Origin of the sequence: Streptomyces sp. NPDC050528 (assembly GCF_044457795.1) — a bacterium.
In the GTDB taxonomy this organism is placed as follows: domain Bacteria; phylum Actinomycetota; class Actinomycetes; order Streptomycetales; family Streptomycetaceae; genus Streptomyces.
Window position 1 is genome coordinate 239,478 of sequence record NZ_JBITHH010000015.1, and the last position, 19,701, is coordinate 259,178.

Sequence of the window (19,701 nt, forward strand, 5' to 3'; positions counted from 1 at the left end):
TGTCAGCGCACCACGCTCAGTGACAGCGCGAAGCGTCCTTCCCGGTCGGTCCACCAGTGGGTCAACTCCAGCCCGGTGGCGGCGAGTTCGGACCGCACGCCCTCCTTGCGGAACTTCGCGGAGATCTCGGTGCGGAGTTCCTCGCCGGCCGTGAAGTCGACGGCGAGATCGAGCGCGGGGATCTTCACGGTCTGGTCCGTGCGGGAGCGCAGCCGCATCTCGATCCACTCGTTGTCGCTGTCCCAGAGGGCTACGTGGTCGAAGGCGTCGGCGTCGAAATCGGCGCCGAGTTCGCGGTCGACCACGGTCAGGACGTTCTTGTTGAACGCGGCCGTCACCCCGGCCGCGTCGTCGTACGCCCTGACCAGGACCTCCTCGTCCTTCACCAGGTCCGTGCCGAGGAGCAGCGCGTCGCCGGGGGAGAGGAGCGAGCGGAGGCGCGCGAAGAACGTGGCGCGTTCCGCCGGGAGCAGGTTGCCGATCGTGCCGCCGAGGAACGCCAGCAGGCGCGGGCCCGGTGTCTCCGGCAGGGTGAGGTCGCCGGTGAAGTCGGCGATCAGGGCGTGTACGTCGAGACCCGGCCGCTCCTCGACGAGAGCCTGGCCCGCCTGTGTGAGCGCGCTCTCGCTGACGTCGACCGGGACGTACACGGCCAGGCCGGTGAACGCGTCCAGCAGGTGCCGCGTCTTGTCCGAGGACCCGGAGCCCAGCTCGACGAGCGTCCGGGCGCCGGTCGCGGCGGCGATCTCGCCGGCCCGGTCGACGAGGATCTCGCGCTCGGCGCGCGTGGGGTAGTACTCGGGCAACTCGGTGATCTGCTCGAAGAGTTCGCTGCCGTGGGCGTCGTAGAACCACTTCGGCGGGAGTGTCTTCGGGGTGCTGGTGAGGCCCTCCAGGACGTCGGCGCGCAGAGCCGCGTCGGTGGCGTCCTCGGGCAGGGTGCGGGTGAGAAGGAACGGGCTCACGTGCGGGGCTCCTTCGAAGATGGGGGTCCCCCCGGTCGAGCGGAGCCGAGACTGGGGGAGGGTGCTAGGTCCTTCAGGGGGGTGAGGAGGACCTCGGTGCGGGTTGCGGTGAGCAAGGTGCGGTCGGGGGCCTCCTGCCAGTGCGGGTCGTCGTCGTAGGGCTCGGACGCCACGACCGTGCGGCGGCCGGGTTCCGAGAGGTACCAGAGGGTGTCGCCCCAGGCCGTCGCGGCGATCGAATCGCCGTTGGTGAGAAGGAGGTTGAGACGGGAGCCGGGGGCCGCGTGGGCGACCTCCGTCACCGTGTCGGCCAGTGCCTGGCCCTCCTCGTCGCCCGCCCGGAGCCGGTTGAGGAGCAGCGCCCAGACGAACGCCGAGTCGCAGCGGGCCTCCAGCGACAACAGGTCGACCGGCGGCAGGCGTTGGGCCAGGGCCGCCAGTGTCTGGGGCCAGCCGGTGACGGCTCCGTTGTGGCTGAACAGCCAGGGGCCCGCGGCGAACGGCGCCGCCGCGGCCTCCCCGTCCGCACCCGCGAACGTCGCATCCCGTACGGCGGCCAGCAGCGCCCCCGAGCGGACCACGCGGGCCAGGTCGGCGAAGGACTGGTCGCCCCAGATGGGCACGGCCCGCCGGTAGCGGCCCGGCACCGGGTCGCCCTCGGCGTACCAACCCACCCCGAAACCATCGGCGTTGACCGTGCCGTGCCTCTGTCGACGCGGTTCCCAGGACTGGCGGTACAGGCTGTGCTCCGGGTCCACGAGGAGCCGGCCCAGCGGCTCCTCGGGTCCCAGGTACGCCAGGTGGCGGCACATCAGACGGCCCCCGAGCGGGCGGTGCGGAAGCCGGAGAAGATCTGCCGCCGGATCGGATAGTCCCAGTTGCGGAACGTACCCCGGCAGGCCACCTCGTCCACGGCGAACGAACCGCCCCGCAGCACCTTGTACTCGGGGCCGAAGAACACCTCCGAGTACTCCTTGTACGGGAACGCCTTGAAGCCCGGGTAGGGCAGGAAGTCGCTCGACGTCCACTCCCACACGTCACCTATCAACTGGCGTACGCCGAGGGGTGATTCGCCTGCCGGATAGCTGCCTGCGGGGGCCGGGCGCAGGTGGCGTTGGCCGAGGTTGGCGTGCTCGGGGGCCGGGTCGGCGTCGCCCCACGGGTAGCGCATCGAGCGGTCGTTCGTCGGGTCGTGGCGGGCCGCCTTCTCCCACTCGGCCTCGGTCGGCAGCCGGCGTCCGGCCCAGCGGGCGTAGGCGTCGGCCTCGTACCAACAGACGTGCACCACCGGCTCGTCGAGCGGTACGGCCTCCGTCACGCCGAACCGGCGCCGCAACCACTGGCCCGCCTCCCGGCGCCAGAACTCCGGCGCCGTAAGGGAGTTGCGGCGGACGTGCGCCCAGCCCTCCGTCGTCCACCAGCGCGGGTCGTCGTAGCCGCCGTCCTCGATGAACGCCAGATACGCGCCGTTCGTCACCGGGGTCGTGTCGATGTAGAACGGGGCCACCTCCCGCCGGTGTGCGGGCCGTTCGTTGTCCAGCGCCCAGGGCTCGGTGGAGGTGCCCATCGTGAACGGGCCGCCGGGGACGAGGACTTCGGACGGGCCGGTGAACAGGGGTATCGGTTCCGGGTCCGGAGCCGTCAACGCCTGCGGGCCCGTGCGGAGTTGATGGGTGATCAACATTGTTTCGTCGTGCTGCTGTTCGTGCTGGGCGACCATCCCGAAGGCGAAGCCCAGGTCGGTGAGCCGCGTCCCGCGGAAGGCGTGGCTCGCCAGGATGTCCGTCACCCGGCCGCGCACCTCGGCCGCGTACTGCCGGGCCTCCTCGGGCGGCAGCAACGGCAGCGAGGGGCGTTCGGAGCGCGGGTGCTCGAACGCGTCGTAGAGGCCGTCGATGTCGGGCCGCATCGCGTCCCGGCCGCCGACGGCGCGCAGCAGCCACAGTTCTTCCTGGTTGCCGATATGTGCGAGATCCCAGACCAGCGGGGACATCAACGGCGAGACCTGGGCGGTGAGTTCGGGCTCGTCCACGCAGCTCGTGAGGAGCGTGGTGCGGTCCCGGGCGGTGGTCAGGGTGGTCAACGCCCGTTGCCTGAGCGCCTCGATATCGATGTCAGCGGAGGTGCCGGCGGCGGTGTCTGCGTCGGTCATGTGCGGATGTCCTTCCCGTGCGGGCGGCTGTCCGTGCCGCGCACGCGGTCGAGCAGATCGTCGGCGGGGCAGCGGCCCCGGACTACATAGCGGTCGAAGTACGCGCGGACGGCGTCCATGACCTCGGCGGTGGCGCCCAGCCGGGGCAGGGCATCCAGGGCCGCCGCGAAGCAGACGAGGGCGACCTCGTGCAGCTCCGGGTCGGACAGCCCGTAGCGGGCCGCGTCGATCCACAGCGGATTGTGCGGCGCGGGCAGCCCCTGGGTCCGTTCGGCCAGTGGCTTCACGGCCCGGTAGGCGGTCTCGGCGGCCTCGGGGTCGTCGAACAGCGCCGTCGTCACGGCCAGCGGCACGATCCAGCCGTCGTCCCCGGGCTGCGCGTCGATCATGCGCAGTTCGAGATGGCCACGCGGTCTGACCGGCGGGAACAGCGTCGAGACGTGGTAGTCGAGATCCTCACGGGTCGGCGGCCTGGGCGCCCCCGACCTGATCCACTCCCGGAACGTCAGCTCCTCCGGGACGTCCCACGGGCCGCTGTCCTGCCGTATGCACATCACCGGCGAGTCCAGGACGTGGTCCGTCCAGGCGTCGCGCGGCAACGCGTCCAGGGTCGGACCGCCCGCGCGGCCGGGGCCGATCTCCATCCAGATCAGCTGCCGGGTGGAGCGCCAGCCGGTGGGGCTGCGGCCGACCAGCGGGGAGTTGGCGAACGCGGCCACCAGGACCGCGCCGAGTTGGTGCGCCAGCCACCAACGCCGGCCCAGGCCGAGCGGACCGGGTTCCTCGTAGCCGGCGTCCAGGCACACCTGCACGGACGCCGAGGTGCACATCATGCGGCGGCCCGCGGGCCCGGTGCGGTCGAGACAGCGCTCCATGGCGTCGTAGCGCGGCTCGTGCAGGAACCGGCGCGGCGGATGCCAGGGATCGTGACCGACGCCGACCAGCCCCAGGCCGTCGCGGCGCAGCACCGCGCGGACGGCGTCCAGGTCTTCGGAGACGGAACCGATGCACTCCATCAGGGAGGCGGCGGGCGACGAGCTGAGTTCCAGCTGGCCGCCGGGCTCGACGGTGAGCGCCGACCTCAGGGGCACGGTCTTCAACGCGGCGTACGCCGCTTCGAGTCGTTCAGTTGTCACGGGGAGCTGCGGCAGCCGCAGCTCGTGGACGAGCCATTCCACTTCGACCCCGAGTGTTCGGGGCGGACCGGTCTTGAAGCAGATGCCCCTGACCAGGGCCTCCACCTCGGGTTCGGTGACCGCGGTACGGGGCTCCGTACAGTCGCTACAGTCACTTGCCGTATCGGACATGTCGGGATCCTCCTGAGATTCCACCATGCCACCGGCCCGGTTTCTGTTGGGCCCGGGCGGCACACTCGTACCACCCAAGACCCTCGCGGCTGGTCGCACAAGGGTGCGTATTGCCACGTTCGGGATCGGTAATCTCCGGTTCGCCGGCCGTTCGCGGGGCCCGGAAACTCCGTTGCACCGCAGGACCAGCATCGCTCAGGATGCCTGTATGAGCACGACGGGGGAGAACACGGGGGAGGTCGCGGGGCGCGCGCCCATGGCGTACACGGGGGTTATGCCATGAGCGCGCGCCTGCGCGGCATCGCGCAGCAGACCGAGCAGATCGTCGCGGCCGGAAGCTACCACGCGGCGGACGGGCGCGAGGTGTCCATCGCCGCCGAGACCGAGGCGGCCCGCGCGGGCACGCGCCCGCATGGACCGGAGCCCATACTGGTGCCACCCTTCTCACCTGCGGAGACGGTCTTCGAGGTCACCGGCGAGAGCAGCCTGGAGGCCGCCCGCCGACTGACCGGCCCGGTCGCCGTCCTGAACTTCGCCTCCGCCCGCAACCCGGGCGGCGGTTTCCTCAAGGGCGCACAGGCCCAGGAGGAAGCCCTGTGCCGTGCCTCCGCGCTGTACACGTGCCTGCTCGAAGCCCGCGGTTTCTACGACCACCACCGCGCCCACCGCGACCCGTTCTACACGGACCGCGTCATCCACTCACCGGCCGTCCCCGTCTTCCGCGACGACAAGGGCCGGCTCCTGGACGAGCCGTACACCGCCGGATTCCTGACCGCCGCCGCACCGAACGCCGGGGTCGTCCTGCGTACGGCACCCGAGCGCGCGGCCGAGCTGCCGCACGCCATCGCCGTCCGGGCGGAACGGGTGCTGGAGACGGCCGTGGCGCACGGCTACCGGCGCCTGGTGCTTGGCGCCTGGGGCTGCGGGGTCTTCCAGAACGACCCGGCGCAGGTCGCGGGCGCCTTCCACGCGCTGCTCGGGCCGGGCGGACGGTTCGCCGCGGCCTTCGAGCACGTGGTGTTCGGCGTCCTGGACCGCACACCGGGTGCGACGGTCCGGGACGCGTTCCTACGGACGTTCCCGGAGCGCCAGCTCCAGAGCTAGCCGCGCGGGTTCAGCCGCTCAGGTCCAGCCGTAGCGCTCGTGCAGCCGGTGCCGGACGAGGTTGAAGCGCATCTGGTCGATGGCGCATGCCTCCCGGCGCATGCCGTCCTCGTGCAGGCGCAGGACGCGGTCCACGTCGACCCACGAGTCGCGGCCGGACTTGTCCCAGGGGCCGCTGCCGATCGCCACCCACTCGCGGTCGCCGTCGTGGCGCTTGCTGGAGAGCTGGACGGCGAGCAGGGTCCCGCCGGGCTCACGGGCCACGACGAGGACCGGGCGGTCCTTGCCCCGGCCGTCGTTCTCCTCGAACGGCACCCAGGTCCAGACGATCTCGCCGGGGTCCGGGTCGCCGTCGTGGGCGGGGGAGTACTCGGTACGGACCTTGCCGACCTCGCGCGGGTCGGCCTCGGTGGTGGCGGAGGGGCCGAAGCGGCCCGGAACATTCTCATCGGTATAGGCGGTCACGGAGGCACCTTAGAACGTGCCTCCGTGACCATGGACGCCGGGCGTCCGTCAGACGATCACCGCTACTCCTTCTCCACCGGCACCTTCTGCGACGGCGGGGCCGTGCTCCCGTTCAGGGCCGAAGTCCCGTTCGGGGTCTGGCCGTTCTGGTTCATCGAGGAGAGCAGCTGACGGGCCAGACCGAGGCCCGTACCGCCCATCGTGAGCGCCTTGGCGAGCATCTCCGCCATGCCGTCGGCCCCGTTGAGGACCACCATGTTGTCGACGCTGCCGAACGCGGACGCGCCGGCCTTCACGATCTCCGGCCAGTTCTCGGCCAGTTGCTGCGCTACGACGGCTTCCTGGTTCTCGGCGAGGGCGGCGGCCCGCGCCTTGATGGCCTCAGCCTCGGCGAGACCCTGGGCCCGGGTCGCCTCGGCGGCGGCCAGACCCTTCGCCTGAGCGGCGGCTGCTTCCGCCTCACCGGTCGCCCTGGTCGCCGTGGCGGCCGCGGCACCTCGTGCCTGGGTCGCCTCGGCCTCGGCGTTCGCGGCCGTCTTGATCCGGCTCGCCTCCGCCAGGGCCGCCAACTCGGTCTCCTTCGCCTTGGCCTGAGCCGCGGAGATCCGCGCGTCACGCTCGGCCTCGGCACGCGCCCGGGTCTCGTAGGCCTGGGCGTCCGCGGGCTTGCGGACGTCCGCCTGGAGCTGCTGTTCCCGGCGCAGGGCGTCGAGTTCGGCGATCCGGGTCTCCTGGACGACGACGTCCTGCCGGGCGGCGGCGTCCGCGAGGGGTCCGGCCTGTCGGGCCTTCGCCGCCGCCTTGTCGCGCTCGGCCTGGTAGCCGGCCTGGAGGATCTCGCTGTCCCGGGTGGCCTCCGACATCCGTGCCGCGGCCTTCTGTTCGGCCTCGGTGGCAAGACGGTTGGCCTCGGCCTGCGCGATGCGCGCGTCCCGCTGTACGGCGGCGGCGTGCGGCATCGCCAGGTTCTTGATGTACCCCGTGGGGTCCTCGATCTCGTGGATCTGCAGCGAGTCCACGATCAGACCCAGTTTCTCCATCTCCGTACCGCACGCGGCACGAGTCTGCCCCGTCAGCTTCTCCCGGTCGCGGATCATGTCCTCGACCGTCAACCCGCCCACGATGGACCGGAGATGACCGGCGAACACGTTGTGCACCCGCTCCGACATCATCTTCTGCTGGTCGAGGAAACGCCGTCCCGCGTTGGCGATCGACACGAAGTCGTCGCCGACCTTGAAGATGACCACGCCCCGCACCTTGAGCGGGATGCCCTGCGTGGTCACACAATCCACGTGCAATTCGGTCTCGTTGAGGTCCAGCGAGATCTTGCGCACCGCCTGCACACCGGGCAGCACCAGCGTGCCGCGCCCCGTGACGATACGGAACCCCATGCCCTCTTCAAGGCCTTCGGTACGGTGCTTGGAGCCCGAGATGATGAGTGCCTCGTTGGGCTCCGCGACCCGCCACATCGACTTGAACAGACCGATCAGTACGAGAACGGCGACAACCGCCACCCCCGCTACGACGCCGATGACCATCGGCATACGCCCCCTTGTGATGGTGCCCTTTCGGCACCGAACGAAGGGAGTGTGCGCCTGTGCGACACCGGGGTACAGACGCTGACGGATCCTTGTTGCAATCTTGACGCATACGCCCCTGGACAGCTCTCACCTGCGACGGAGGTGGCTCAACTGTCGTATGCCTGCGTGACGTAGACCGTCCTCGGCGGCAGGTACTCCACCACCATCACCACGGTCCCCCGCTCGATCCGGTCCGTGCCGCTGGCCGCGTACGCGAGGAAGTGCTCGGCGCCCCCGCGCACCCGGACGATCACCTCGCCGACGAGCCCGGGCCCGACCGTCCCGGTGACCCGCCCCATCAGCCCGACCATCGACGCATCCTGCATGGTCACAGGGTACGGGCCCAACCCGCCTATGCCGCCGGGGAATCCGCGGTGACCGGCTCCGGCCACTTCTCGTGCCAGCGCAGGTCCGCCTCCAACTGCGCGGCGAGCGACAGCAGAAGAGGCTCGCTGTTCGACGGGCCCAACAGCTGGGCGCCGACCGGGAGTCCGCCCGCCACGAAACCCGCGGGGACGTTGACGCCGGGCCAGCCGAGGATGTTCCACGGCCAGGCGTAGGGGCAGGCGGCGACCATCGCGCGGTCGGTGGCCAGACCGCCCAGGTCGAGCATCGCGCCGACCAGGGGCGGGGGAGCGGCAGTTGTCGGCGCGAGGACCAGGTCGTACCTCCCGAAGAACGCCCCGAACCGGTCGTGCAGGGCCGCCTCCGCGCGTCACGCCGCCCGCAGCGCGGCCCCGCCCAGCCGTCGGCCCAGGCGCGCGGCCTCCAGGGTGCGCCGGTCGAGGAGTTCGGGGTACGGCGCCTCGCGGACCCGCTCGGCGATACCGGCGGTGGCGCGGGGGAGGAAGCCCAACCCGATCTGCCCGTACGGCGGATCGTCCTCGACGACCGTGTGGCCCAACTGGGCCAGTTTCTCGGCGAGTTCGAGGACCCGGGCCCGGACCTCCGGTTGCAGTCGCGCGGGCAGGGCGGTGAACGGCGGCTTCAGGGAGAGGGCGATGCGCAGGCGGCCGGGGTCGCGGCCCACCGCCTCCGACACGGTGAGCGCGGGCGGGCGGTGCAGGTCCCCCGCGTGGTTGCCGCTCGCCGCGTCCAGGAGCAGGGCCGCGTCCGCGACCGTACGGGCGAGGGTTCCGTTGACCGTGATGCCCTGGAAGGACTCGCCGCGCGGCCAGGTCGAGATGCGGCCGCGCTGCGGCTTGACGCCGATCAGGTGGGTCCAGGAAGCGGGGATGCGCACCGAACCCGCGCCGTCCGAGCCGAGCGCGGCCGGCACCAGCCCCGCGGCGACCGCCGCAGCCGAACCGCCCGACGAACCCCCGGGCGTATGACGGGAGTTCCACGGATTGCGGGTCGCGCCGAACGCGGGCCCCTCGGTGAACGGCCACTGCCCGAACTCGCAGGTGTTGGTCTTCCCGACGATCACGGCACCGGCCGCCCGCAGCCGTCGTACCGCCTCTCCGTCCTCGATCGCCGGCGGGAACTCGCCCCGGCAGCCGAACGCGGTCGGTTCGCCCGCCACATCCATGTCGTCCTTGACGGCGACCGGAACGCCGAGGAGCGGTGTGCGTACTCCGGCGGCGAGTTCCTTGTCCGCGGCTTCGGCCTCGGCGAGGACCGCTTCCCGCCGTACGACCCGAAAGGCGTTCAGGGAGGCCTGAGTCGACTCGATCCGCGCCAGGGCCTCCTCGGTCAGGGCCCGTGCGGTCACCTCCCCGGCGGCCAGCGCTCGGGCGGACTCGGCCAGGCCTGCGGAACGGTCGGGTGTCATACGGCACCTCCGGAAGCGCGTGGTCTACCGAACGGTAACGTCCGGGCGGCCGGTGTGGTGCGGATGCGGCAACTTCCCCCGGGGTGCGGGTGGTTCGGCCTTCACCACAGGCGTCCCACAGAGATCATCCAGCATTGCGCAAACCATTGACGTGCTCCTGACCCACCCCTACCTTCTGACCGAATTCACGAACTGGGTTCGATATGACGAACATTCGAGTCTCCGGGAGAGCCGCCCGTGACCACACGTCCCCCCACACCGTCCCGCCGGACCCTGCTGCGCGCGCTGGCCGTCCTGCCCGCCTCGGCGCTCGTCCTGGGCGAGGCCCCCGGGCTGCTCGGCACGGCGCTGGCCGCCGCACCGTCGAGCGGTTACGCGACCCGGTACACGATCGTCCCGTTCCTCAACAGCGACGACGGCACCGTCAACGTCTACCAGTCCGACGACGCCACCGACTTCCGCCTCGTCCAGGCCACCGCGTACACCCCGCCCGCCAACCGCATCCGCGACGCGAGCGTGTTCAAGCACACCGACGGCTACTACTACCTGACGTACACCACCCACACCTGGGAGGACGTCAGCACCACCATCGGCTTCGCGCGCAGCGCCGACCGGGTCAACTGGACCTTCCTGTACGACTACACGGTCCCCATCACCAACCTGTCGCGCGCGTGGGCGCCCGAGTGGTTCGTCGACAGCGACGGCAGTGTCAACGTCATCGTGTCCTGCTCCACCACCGACGACGAGTGGATCTTCACGCCGTACCGGCTGAAGGCGACCAACTCCGCGCTGACGGCCTGGAGTTCACCGGTAGCCCTCTCCGGCATCGGCTCCAACCACATCGACACGTACATCGTGCGGATCGGCTCGACCTACCACGCCTTCACCAAGAACGAGACGGCGAAGTACATCGAGTACGCCACCGCCACCAGCCTCACCGGCCCCTACACGATCTCCAAGACCGGCGACTGGGCCGGCTGGGGCAGCTACCGCGAGGGCCCCTCGGTCGTACAGCTCGACAACGGCGGCTGGCGGATCTTCTTCGACGGCTACGGCGACGGCAACTACTACTACAGCGACAGCTATGACACCTTCGCCACCTGGTCCGCGCCGACCGCGCTGACCACGCTCTCTGGCACGGCACGCCACTTCACGGTCATCAAGGAGACGGTGTCCGGCGGCCCGAGCCTCGCGACCGGCGTCAGCCGCTCCTTCCAGTCCGCCAACTACACCACCCGCTACTGGCAGGAGGTGTCCTCGCTGCTCAACCTGCCGGTGGTGACCAGCTCCAGCACCACCGCCCTGAAGCAGGCGTCCACGTTCACGGTGGTGGCGGGCCTCGCCGACCCGACCGGCTTCTCGTTCCGGGACTCGGCCGGCAACTACCTGCGCCACTACGACTTCCGGGGCCGTTTCGACGCCAACGACGGCACGGCGACCTTCGCGGGGGACGCCACGTTCTACGCCCGGACGGGCGCCACCACGGGCGCGCTGCGCTTCGAGTCGTACAACTACCCCGGCTACTACCTGCGTCACTACAACTACCAACTCCGGGTGGACCCGACGGACGGCACGGACCTCTTCCGTACCGACAGTTCGTTCGTCCCCGTGACGGCCTGGGCCTGAGACATGACGGTGATCGACCCGAACGGGGCACGATGTACGCGCAGTTGACCGGCCATGGCCTGGAGGCGCTGGGCGCATGAGCAGTACGGCAGGAACACGGATCCGGGAGCTGATCGTCACCCCGATCGCCTTCCGTGACCCGCCCCTCCTCAACGCGAACGGCGTCCACGAGCCCCTCGCCCTGCGGTGCGTCCTCCAACTCGTGTTGGAGGACGGCACCGTGGGCCTCGGCGAGTCCACGGGCGGCACGGTCCGGCTGGAGCGACTTGAGGCGGCGGCGAAGATCGTCGTGGGGCTCGACGTCTTCGACACGGCGGCCGTCATCGCCGCGATCGACTCCGCCCTGCTGCCGACCGTGCCCAGCTCGCACGAACGCGGCTGGACCACCTCGGCGGTGGAGGTGGCCTGCCTCGACGCCCAGGGCAAGCTGCTCGGCCGCCCGGTCAGCGATCTGCTCGGCGGCAAGGCGCGTGACGCCGTGCCCTTCGCCGCGTACCTCTTCTACAAGTGGGCCGAACACCCCGCCCTCGACGGCCAACCCGCAGTGGCCGACGACTGGGGCGAGGCGCTCGACCCGGCCGGGATCGTCGAGCAGGCCCGGCTGATGCAACAGCGGTACGGCTTCCGGTCGTTCAAGCTCAAGGGCGGTGTCCTCCCGCCCGACGAGGAGATCGCCGCGATCAGGGCACTCGCCGAGGCCTTCCCGGGGCAGCCGCTGCGGCTGGACCCCAACACGGCCTGGACGCCGGAGACTTCGACGTACGTGGCGAGCCAACTGGACGGCGTGCTGGAGTACTTGGAGGACCCGACCGCCACCATCCCCGGCATGGCCCGCGTCGCGAAGGAGTCACCGCTCCCGCTCGCCACCAACATGTGCGTGATCGCCTGGGAGCATCTGCGGCCCGCGATCGAGCAGCACGCGGTCCAGGTCCTCCTCACCGACCACCACTACTGGGGCGGACTGCGCCGGACCCGTGAACTGGCCGTCGTCTGCGAGGTGTTCGGGCTCGGACTGTCCATGCACTCCAACTCGCACCTCGGCATCAGCCTCGCCGCCATGACCCATGTCGCCGCGGCCATCCCCAACCTCGACCACTCCTGCGACACGCACTACCCGTGGAACTCGGCCGACGACGTCATCGTCCCCGGAGTACTGGAGCTGCGGGACGGCGCGGTCCGGGTCCCCACCGGTCCCGGCCTCGGCGTGGAGCTCGACCACGACGCCCTCGACCGGCTGCATCGGCTCTACGTCGAGTCGCGCGTGCGTGGCCGGGACGACACCGCGTACATGCGGCGGGTCCGGCCCGAGTACGATCCCGGGCTCCCGCGTTGGTGAACTTGCCCTGCCTAGGTGGTAGTTGAGTCCGCGCGGCGCCGGGTCTCCCCGAGGTGGAGGTCGACGGACCGGCACATGATCACCCCGCTCTGCGGGTCGTCTGCCGCGTGGTCGATACGGCGGAGAAGGGTGACCGAGTCCAGGGCGACGCCCTCGCGGGCCAGCACGAAGACGAGGGCGAGGAAGGCGGAGCGGGCGTTGCCGTCGTCGAAGGGATGGAAGAAGCACACGTCGAGACAGACGCGGGCGGCCCGGGCGGTCAGCGGGAGGGGGCGGTCGGCGTCCCGCGTGCTCTCGGCCAGACAGGCGTCGAGGCGTTCACGGGTGTCGGGGCCGATGCCGTAGCGCTCCCTGCCCTTCTTGGCGAAGGCCGGCAGGGTGCGGAACGACGGTGGTTCGGGTGTGCCGAGGACATGTCGCTGCCAGCCGCGCAGCAGCTCGAAGTCGAGCGGGGCGCCGCGTGCCGCGTCGGCCCGCACCAGGTCCAGGGCGGTGAGCAGGCCTTCTCCGCGCGTGGCGGAGACGGTGAGGTCGAAGGCGCGGATGTACTCCGCCGCGCCGTCGCGGGCCGGAGTGACCGGCTCGTCCCCGCCGCCGTCCGGCGCGTCCTCCCACGGCACGGTCTCGCGGACCGCGAGCCAGCTCCGCAGATGGTCCGGCAGAGGGCCGGGGGCGGGCGGCCGTACGGTGTCGTCGGGACGGAGTGAGCCCGCGAGGCGTTCCGCGATGTCGTCGACCAGGACCCGGTCCGGGCCGGTCCAGCTCTTGAACCGGCCGTCGATCGCCTCGTCGACCAACTCCTGTGCCACATCGGGGTCCACGCGCCAGCGGTTGAGGAACCAGGTGAGGACCTGACGGCAGTGCCCGTACCAGCCGCTGCCGGAGCCGGTGCGGTCGTACGCCTGGAAGATGAGGTTGCGGGCGGCGCACTCCCAGAGGATCCGCTGGTCCGCCACGTCGGCCAGGTCCAGCGGGTACGCCTCGAACCGGTCGGCGAGTTGCTCCAGCCAGTCGCGCCATTCGCACAGCCCGGAGACCACCCGGTCGAGTGTCTCCTCCGGTGTGGTGAACGAGTGCACCGGACAGCACCAGCTGCCGACCGGCCCGCCGTCGAAGTCGCCCTCGTCGTGCGCCCACCGCCAGCCGATGGCCCAGTCGCCGTAGCGCTCGGAGAGGGCGTACGACATGGCGTCGGCCCAGGGCTTCGCCACCTTCCAACTCCAGCGGTGCAGCGCGGAATTGCCGTAGGGGAGGTCGGGGCGGGTCGGCATCCGGTGGGCCGGTCCCAGTGAGCGCACCACCTCCGCCGCCGCCCCGGGGTCGAAGGGATGACGCGCGGGGTCCACCTCGTCCCAGTTCAGACAACCCGGTATCCATTCCCTCTGCACCGCGCAAGCCTGCACACCCACCCGGGGTGCGTTCAACCGAATTACCGCGAGGTCAACGCGGCGTCGTGGAGGGCTCGTTGGGGAGCATGGCGTGGGGCGGCCGGTCGGCGGACGCGCGTAGCGTCGGCTCCGTGCGCAGCCGTACGAAGGTGATGGCCAGGGCGATCGCCTGGACGAGGGCGCAGCACAGGACGACCGCGTCGAGGTGGGTCGGCGGGGTGACGGCGACGAGGATGCCGGCCACCGGGAAGGGCAGCAGCAGAAGCAGCATGGTCAGGGAGAGCGTGGTGCCGAAGGCCGTCGCCGGGATGACCAGCGAGCGCAGGGTGCGCAGGACGACCGTAAGGCCGCCGTCGCCCGCCATGAACAGCGCGATGAGGACCATGTAGGCGGCGTAGGACGGGGCTTGGGGGAGAGCCAGGCAGGCCGCGGAGGCGAAGGTCGCGCAGACGACTCCTACGCCCCAGAGGTCGATGCGGCTCAGGGCGAGCCGGCAGCAGGTGACCGCCAGGAGGGTTGCGGCGGCCGCGGCGGACCACAGGGTGCCGACGTCGGCGGAGGAGCGGCCGAAGTTCTCGACCACGATGATCGGGCTCGCGGACTGGAGCAGGCCGAGGGCGAGATTGGAACAGGCCAGGCCCGCCACCAGCCAGCGCAGGGCGGGCAGTTTGCGCAGCATGCGCAGCCCGGTCCGCATGCTGCCGGGGGTGCGCTCGCCGACCGGCCGTCCGGCGCGGAGCGGGGTGGGCGGGGTCTGGAGTCCGAGGACGGCCGCGAGCAGGGACAGGCCGGTCAGGCAGCCGAGCATCCAGCCCGGGCCGACCAGCAGCAGGAAACCGGCGAGCAGGGGGCCGACGAGCATCGCGGTCTGGTCGATGCCGATGAGGACGGACTGCACTCCGTGGGGCCGGTTCTCCGCGCGCCGGGTGACGATCGCGCCCACGGCCTCGTTGGCGACGAAGCTGAACTGGGTGAGGGTGCCGGTCACCGCGGCCAGCACCAGCACGGTCACCGTCTCCGCCGTGCCGCGCGGCAGCATGACCAGCGCGACGGCCGCCCCCGCCAGCACCACGGCCCGCAGCAGCGAGGCGAGGAAACACACGATGGCCGCGCCGCGCCGGTCCACCACATTGCCCGCCAGCACGAACGCGGCGATCCGCGGCGTCCACTCCAGGGCGAACGCCAGACCCGTCAGCGACGAGGACCGGGTGATCGCCAGGACCAGCAGCGGCATGGCGTACGTCGACATGGAGAACGCCAGGGCGTCACTGGTGCGGGGTGCGTAGATCCGTCGGAACAGGCTGCCGGACGGAACGGTTGCATGGCGACCGGCCGGGGGCCGGTCCTCGTGCAGGGTGATGGCCACGGAATGGAAAGCTTTCAGAGAGGCGTATCACGGAGGGGGAAACGGTTGGTACCGACCTGGGGCGAAAAGAATTCGCGGAGGTGGGGAGAGGGCAAAACGCCTGTGGCTAAAGTCAGTTGAGGCGTGAAATATAGCGCAGTCAAATGAGATCCGGCATATCCCGAGCGGACGTCTCCGCACGGCGTGCGCCTCTCCTCCCCGTACCCGGAAGGCGGAAGGAGAAAAGAAAGCCGCTTTGTCGCAATTGGGTGCGGGGATGCCAGGCATTCACGGCATTTCCAGTGCCACCTGCCGTTACGGGCGGAAGAATCCGGCTCTGTCGATTCGTCCGGCGTCCGGGAGTTCGGCGGGCGGTGAGTTCTGGGCATACTGCCGCAACTCCCGCTCGGCGAAGGCGGAACGAGGCAAAGGACCGGCGGTCGTCGAAGGCGCCGGTCGGCTCATCGGGCTCGACGCGAATGCCGAAGCGGCGGTCACCGACCCGATGTCGGTGACCGCCGCTTCCACGTGCCTAGTGGCCCTGTCCGGCCTTCTCGACCTTGCGGGAGACCGTGAAACGGTCGACCTCCGCGCCGGTCGCGGCCAGCGCCCGTACCGTCAGCGTCGTCGTACGGCCGGGTGCGGCGGGGGCGACGTCGACGCGGATGAAGGAGTAGCCGGTGTAACGGACCCGGGACCAGTCGACGTTCTCGGTGACCTTGCCGTCCTTGCCCGTCCAGTACGTCGGCACCGAGTCGATCGCGTCCTCGTGCCCCTCGTAGCTGTCGGCCACCGGGAAGCTGTACACGCTCTCGCCGCCCGCGCCCGCCGTCACGTACACGACACCGCCCCGGGTCGGCTCGTGGGTGCCGCCGATGGGCAGGGCGCGTACGGCCTTGTCCTGGACGACCGGGTCGGTGCGCTCGTAGACGTGGTTGTGGCCGTTGACCACCAGGTCCACCTGGTGCTTCTCGTACAGCGGCACCCACTGCTCGCGCACCCCGCCCTCGGAGGCGTGCGAACTGGTCGTCGAGAACGCGCAGTGGTGGTGGAACACCACGATGAAGTCGACGTCGGCACGCGCCCGGAGTTCGGTGAGCCGCTTGTCGAGCCAGGCGGTCTGCTTGCCGCCGGTGTAACCGATGTTGGCGGGGATCTCGTACGACACGTCGTTCGCGTCGACCGACACCACCCCCACGTTGCCGTGGACGAAGGAGTACACACCGGGAGCTGACGCGGCGTCAAAACCGTTGCCGGGAAGGGTGAAACGGGCCTCGTTGCCGCCGTAGCCGTTGGGGGAGTACCAGGACTCCATGTCGTGGTTGCCGAACGCCACCATCCACGGCACCCGGCTGGAGAGCGGCTCGATCTGCGCGAGGAACGAATCCCATTGGCGGGCGTCGTAGTTGCTCGCGTCGCCGGGCAGCCCGTGCCCGGTCTCCTCCGCGTAGCAGATGTCGCCCGCGTGCAGATGGAACGCCGGATTCTGCGCCTGGACAAGGGCGTTGAGGCCGATCGAGGTGTAACTCGGGTTCTGGTCACCGAAGGCGGTGAACGTGAACGGCCGCGTGCTGTGCGTCCTGGGCGCGGTCCTGAAGGAGTACACGGTGTGTGCGGCACCCGCGTCGGCGGGATCGAAGCCGTCGTGGCCGACGCCGTAGTAATAGGTGGTGTCGGGGCTCAGGTTGTCGAGCGCCGCGTGCACGTAGTACTGGTCGATGTCGGCGCTCTTGCCGATCCCGGCCGGCGTGAACAGGTCGCGGACCTCCGCCGGTATGCGGTGGCTCAGGTCGAGGGGGCTTCTGCCGATCCGGAGGAAGGGCTTCTTCACCGGCAGCGGCACCTGCCACGACACCCGCATCTGCGTGCGCGGATCGGCTCCGTAGGCGATGTGCCGGCCGAACGGCGCGACCAGCGAGCCGTGCACGGTCGAAGCGGTGGAACCCGGTACGAGCGTGGGCGTCGCCGCAGCCGCGGCACCGGCGGCGGTGCCCGCGAGGGCGGCCCCGGTCGCGGCGACCGCGCCGCCGCGCAGCAGGCCGCGACGGGAGAAGGCGCGTCTGAGGTATTCGTGTTGCTCGGGCATGCTCAGTGTGTCGGCGAGCCGGTCGGGCAGGCCCATGCGAGGAGTGTTCATGGTCCGGAGGCTGGCAGCGGAGGTTGAACTTCCGATTGCCGCCTGCCCATGGACTGGCCATATCCCGCCCATTGCCTGGCTCGTTTCCTATGCCCCGGATGTCCCCGGCGGCTGGGTGAAGTGCCGGGCACCGGTCAGCACGAGCACCGCCAGCGCGGCCGGTGCCGCGTACGCGAGCCGGAACTCGCCGGTGGAGCCCAGGAGTCCGCTCACCGCGCCGCCGGTGACGACCCCCGCGTAGTTGAAGAGGTTCAGCCGGGCCAGCACCGTCTCCGCGGCGCCGGGCCGCAACCGCGCGGCCGACGCCAGACACAGCGGCGCCAGCACCGATGCCCCCAGCCCGGTGACTCCCGCCGCCAGCACGGCGATCGGCCAGCTCGGCGCCGTGGCCATCCCCACCAGGGCACCCGCCACGACCAGCGCGGCCGCACGCACGACGGCCACCGTCCCGACCCGCTGCACCAGCCGGTCCACGGTCGCGCGCCCCACGACCGTGCCGGCCTGGTACGCCGCGTACGCCATCGGCGCCACCGCGAGGGACGCGGCGAGCGTCTGCCGCAGATACACCGCCGACCACGCGGAGACGGTCGAGTCCACGACGTAGACGACGAGAAGCACCAGCCCGAAGGGAAGGATCCGCAACCACAGCCGTCGCCCCAACGGCGGTTGCGCGGACGGACTTTGGGCCCCTTCGGCGGCGTCGGGAAGACCGTGCGTCCGCAGGCAGACGGCGACGGCCAACAGCACGCCCGCCTGCACGGCCAGCCCCTCGCCCACCGGCCGGTCCAGCCGCGCCACCCCCGCCGTGAGCAGGGCCGCGAACACGCCACCCACGCTCCACGCCATGAAGAAGGACCCGAAGACGCTACGGCCGTACGCGCGCTCGATCGCGGCGGCCCGGGTGTTGATCCCCACGTCGAGGATGCCGAGCGCGAGGCCGAGGAGGACGTACGCGCAGATGACGGTCTGCGGGCCGGGAGCCCAGCCGATCAGCGGGAGCGCGACCGCGGCCGTCAGCAGCGCGCCGCGCACCGTGGCGACGGGACCGGCGACGCGGACGGCGGCCAGCCCCAGGAAACTGCCGAGCCCCGCCGTCAGGGCCACCCCGACCAGCGTCGCGGTGGTCAGGAGCGGGGACAGCTTCAGGTGCTCGGTGACGGCGGGGACGGTCGTGTACACGGCGGCGACGGACATCCCCTGCGCGGCGAACGCGAGGGTCGTCGCCCTGCGGGCACCGGCCCTGTCGACGGGGCGCCCGACCCGGGCCCGGCCCGGAGTGCTGACTGACATGCACAGACCGTAGTCAGCCGTGGCGGGGCGAACGCAGGACGCCGGGGGCCGTTGAGGGGACTTCGGCGGCCATGGCCTACGACCGTTGACGCCCGGGTGCTTACGGTGGTCGCCCACGAGGAGGTGACCGCGATGCTCCCCGCCCCCACCCCGGCGGACCCGCAAGGGACCAACCGCAGCACGTCGGCGACCATCCAGCCGAACATCCTGCGCTACCTGGTCGTCGTCGCCGACGAACGCGGCATCGATCTACGGCCCCTGCTCGGCGAAGTCGGCCTCGACGAGACGCTGATGCGCTCGGCCGCGCTACGGGTGTCGTACCGGCAGGGCAGCGCGGTGATCCGGCGCGCGCTCGAACTCACCGGGGACGAACGGCTGGGCCTCAAGGTCGGCGCGACCCAGCACCTCACCGCGTGGGGTCTGCTCGGCTTCGCGCTGATGGCCGCCGACACCCTGCGGCACGCCATCGAGACCGGCGTGAAGTACCAGAACCTCTCCGGCGCGATGACCGTGTGGTCGACGGGAGTCGGCGAGGACGGCGCCTTCGTCCTGCGCGCGGACCTCCCCGATCCGGCCATCGACCCGGGCGTGGCGTCCTTCCTGATCGAGGAGGGCTTCGCGTCCGTCGTCACCCTCTCCCGGCTCGCCGTCGGCCCGGACTTCGCCCCGCGCGTGGTCGAGTTCGCCGCACCGCCACCCCGCCAACACGAGCTCTACGGCGCCCTGTTCGGCTGCCCGGTCCGCTTCCGCGCCCCGGCCGACCGCATCGTCGTCGACCCCGCCTGGGCCGCTGCCCGCATGCCCGGCCGCGACCCGGTGACCTACGCCTCGACCCTGGAGACACTCGACGCCCAACTCGCCTCCCGCACCGACCAACAGGACCTCCTCGAAGTCCTGGAGGTGTCCGTCGCCCAGAGCCTCCCGGTGATCCCGTCCTTCGGTGAACAGGCACGACGGCACGCGACGAGCGAACGGACACTGCGCCGACGGCTCGCCGACTGCGGCACGACGTACGAGGCGTTGGCGGAGGGCGTACGCCGGGAACGCGTCGAACAGCTGCTGCTGCGACCGGAGTTGACGCTGCGTGAGATCGCCCGGCGGGCCGGATTCTCCGACGAGCGGGCCCTGCGGCGCGCGGTACGCCGCTGGCACGGCACCTCGCCGGTCCAGTTGCGGGAGCAGTTGCTGCGGGTGGCGGCGCACCGCGAGTGACGCCGTCAACTGGACTGACA

At 71.1% G+C, this 19,701-nt stretch carries 15 protein-coding genes and 1 pseudogene; 4 read left to right on the forward strand and 12 right to left on the reverse strand.

The genetic code is table 11. The annotated features are described in order from the left end of the window. Window positions 1-2: 2 nt before the first annotated feature. Genes egtD through egtA form a run of 4 tightly spaced genes read right to left on the reverse strand, consistent with a single transcriptional unit; the run spans window position 3 to window position 4,424 of the window. Entirely contained in the window at window positions 3-965 is a 963-nt protein-coding gene (gene egtD / locus ACIBK4_RS41525) for an L-histidine N(alpha)-methyltransferase (RefSeq protein WP_399003774.1), read from the reverse strand. Further along, on the reverse strand, window positions 962-1,777 hold the full coding sequence (gene egtC, locus ACIBK4_RS41530) for an ergothioneine biosynthesis protein EgtC (RefSeq protein WP_399003776.1): 816 nt from the start codon (window positions 1,775-1,777) through the stop codon (window positions 962-964). The genes egtD and egtC overlap by 4 nt, the downstream gene beginning before the upstream one ends. After that, complete coding sequence (gene egtB / locus ACIBK4_RS41535; RefSeq protein WP_399003778.1) at window positions 1,777-3,117, reverse strand: ergothioneine biosynthesis protein EgtB; 1,341 nt, start codon at window positions 3,115-3,117, stop codon at window positions 1,777-1,779. Before egtB ends, egtC begins: the two co-directional genes overlap by 1 nt. Beyond that, a complete protein-coding gene (gene egtA / locus ACIBK4_RS41540) occupies window positions 3,114-4,424 on the reverse strand; it encodes an ergothioneine biosynthesis glutamate--cysteine ligase EgtA (RefSeq protein ID WP_399003780.1) in 1,311 nt (436 codons plus the stop codon). Before egtA ends, egtB begins: the two co-directional genes overlap by 4 nt. Before the next feature lie 279 nt (window positions 4,425-4,703). Between egtA and ACIBK4_RS41545 the strand changes: the two genes are divergently transcribed. Beyond that, complete coding sequence (locus tag ACIBK4_RS41545) at window positions 4,704-5,528, forward strand: TIGR02452 family protein (protein ID WP_399003782.1); 825 nt, start codon at window positions 4,704-4,706, stop codon at window positions 5,526-5,528. A gap of 18 nt (window positions 5,529-5,546) precedes the next feature. Here the strand turns inward: ACIBK4_RS41545 and ACIBK4_RS41550 are convergent, their stop codons facing one another. The 4 genes and pseudogenes from ACIBK4_RS41550 to ACIBK4_RS41565 all read right to left on the reverse strand — a co-directional run bounded on the left by ACIBK4_RS41550 (window position 5,547) and on the right by ACIBK4_RS41565 (window position 9,347). Continuing rightward, window positions 5,547-5,993 carry a type II toxin-antitoxin system PemK/MazF family toxin gene (locus tag ACIBK4_RS41550; protein WP_366099202.1) on the reverse strand — a complete coding sequence of 149 codons (447 nt, stop codon included), beginning with the start codon at window positions 5,991-5,993 and terminating at the stop codon, window positions 5,547-5,549. A gap of 62 nt (window positions 5,994-6,055) precedes the next feature. Further along, a complete protein-coding gene (locus ACIBK4_RS41555) occupies window positions 6,056-7,537 on the reverse strand; it encodes a flotillin family protein (RefSeq protein ID WP_399003785.1) in 1,482 nt (493 codons plus the stop codon). A 143-nt stretch (window positions 7,538-7,680) separates the two neighbouring features. Beyond that, a complete protein-coding gene (locus ACIBK4_RS41560) occupies window positions 7,681-7,899 on the reverse strand; it encodes a hypothetical protein (RefSeq protein ID WP_366433344.1) in 219 nt (72 codons plus the stop codon). A 26-nt stretch (window positions 7,900-7,925) separates the two neighbouring features. After that, window positions 7,926-9,347: pseudogene (locus tag ACIBK4_RS41565) on the reverse strand (amidase). 237 nt (window positions 9,348-9,584) lie between these two features. Here ACIBK4_RS41565 and ACIBK4_RS41570 point away from each other — a divergent pair. Both ACIBK4_RS41570 and ACIBK4_RS41575 read left to right on the forward strand, forming a co-directional pair. Beyond that, complete coding sequence (locus tag ACIBK4_RS41570) at window positions 9,585-10,973, forward strand: glycoside hydrolase family 43 protein (protein WP_399003787.1); 1,389 nt, start codon at window positions 9,585-9,587, stop codon at window positions 10,971-10,973. A gap of 76 nt (window positions 10,974-11,049) precedes the next feature. Beyond that, window positions 11,050-12,309, forward strand: a complete 1,260-nt coding sequence (locus ACIBK4_RS41575) for a glucarate dehydratase family protein (RefSeq protein ID WP_399003789.1) — start codon at window positions 11,050-11,052, stop codon at window positions 12,307-12,309. A gap of 11 nt (window positions 12,310-12,320) precedes the next feature. On the opposite strand, the gene ACIBK4_RS41580 is transcribed toward ACIBK4_RS41575, so the two are convergent. The 4 genes from ACIBK4_RS41580 to ACIBK4_RS41595 form a co-directional block, all read right to left on the reverse strand. After that, window positions 12,321-13,697: a Fic family protein gene (locus ACIBK4_RS41580; RefSeq protein ID WP_399003791.1), complete on the reverse strand. Its 1,377-nt coding sequence runs from the start codon at window positions 13,695-13,697 to the stop codon at window positions 12,321-12,323. Window positions 13,698-13,749: 52 nt separating this feature from the next. Continuing rightward, the gene (locus ACIBK4_RS41585; RefSeq protein ID WP_399003793.1) at window positions 13,750-15,063 is read right to left on the reverse strand and encodes an MFS transporter; all 1,314 of its coding nucleotides are present in this window, start codon (window positions 15,061-15,063) and stop codon (window positions 13,750-13,752) included. Window positions 15,064-15,574: 511 nt separating this feature from the next. Continuing rightward, a complete protein-coding gene (locus ACIBK4_RS41590) occupies window positions 15,575-17,179 on the reverse strand; it encodes a purple acid phosphatase family protein (protein ID WP_399003795.1) in 1,605 nt (534 codons plus the stop codon). 87 nt (window positions 17,180-17,266) lie between these two features. Further along, a complete protein-coding gene (locus ACIBK4_RS41595) occupies window positions 17,267-18,469 on the reverse strand; it encodes an MFS transporter (protein WP_399003797.1) in 1,203 nt (400 codons plus the stop codon). A 132-nt stretch (window positions 18,470-18,601) separates the two neighbouring features. Here ACIBK4_RS41595 and ACIBK4_RS41600 point away from each other — a divergent pair, with 132 nt between their 5' ends. Then, the gene (locus ACIBK4_RS41600) at window positions 18,602-19,681 is read left to right on the forward strand and encodes an AraC family transcriptional regulator (protein WP_399003827.1); all 1,080 of its coding nucleotides are present in this window, start codon (window positions 18,602-18,604) and stop codon (window positions 19,679-19,681) included. The last annotated feature ends 20 nt before the right edge of the window (window positions 19,682-19,701 follow it).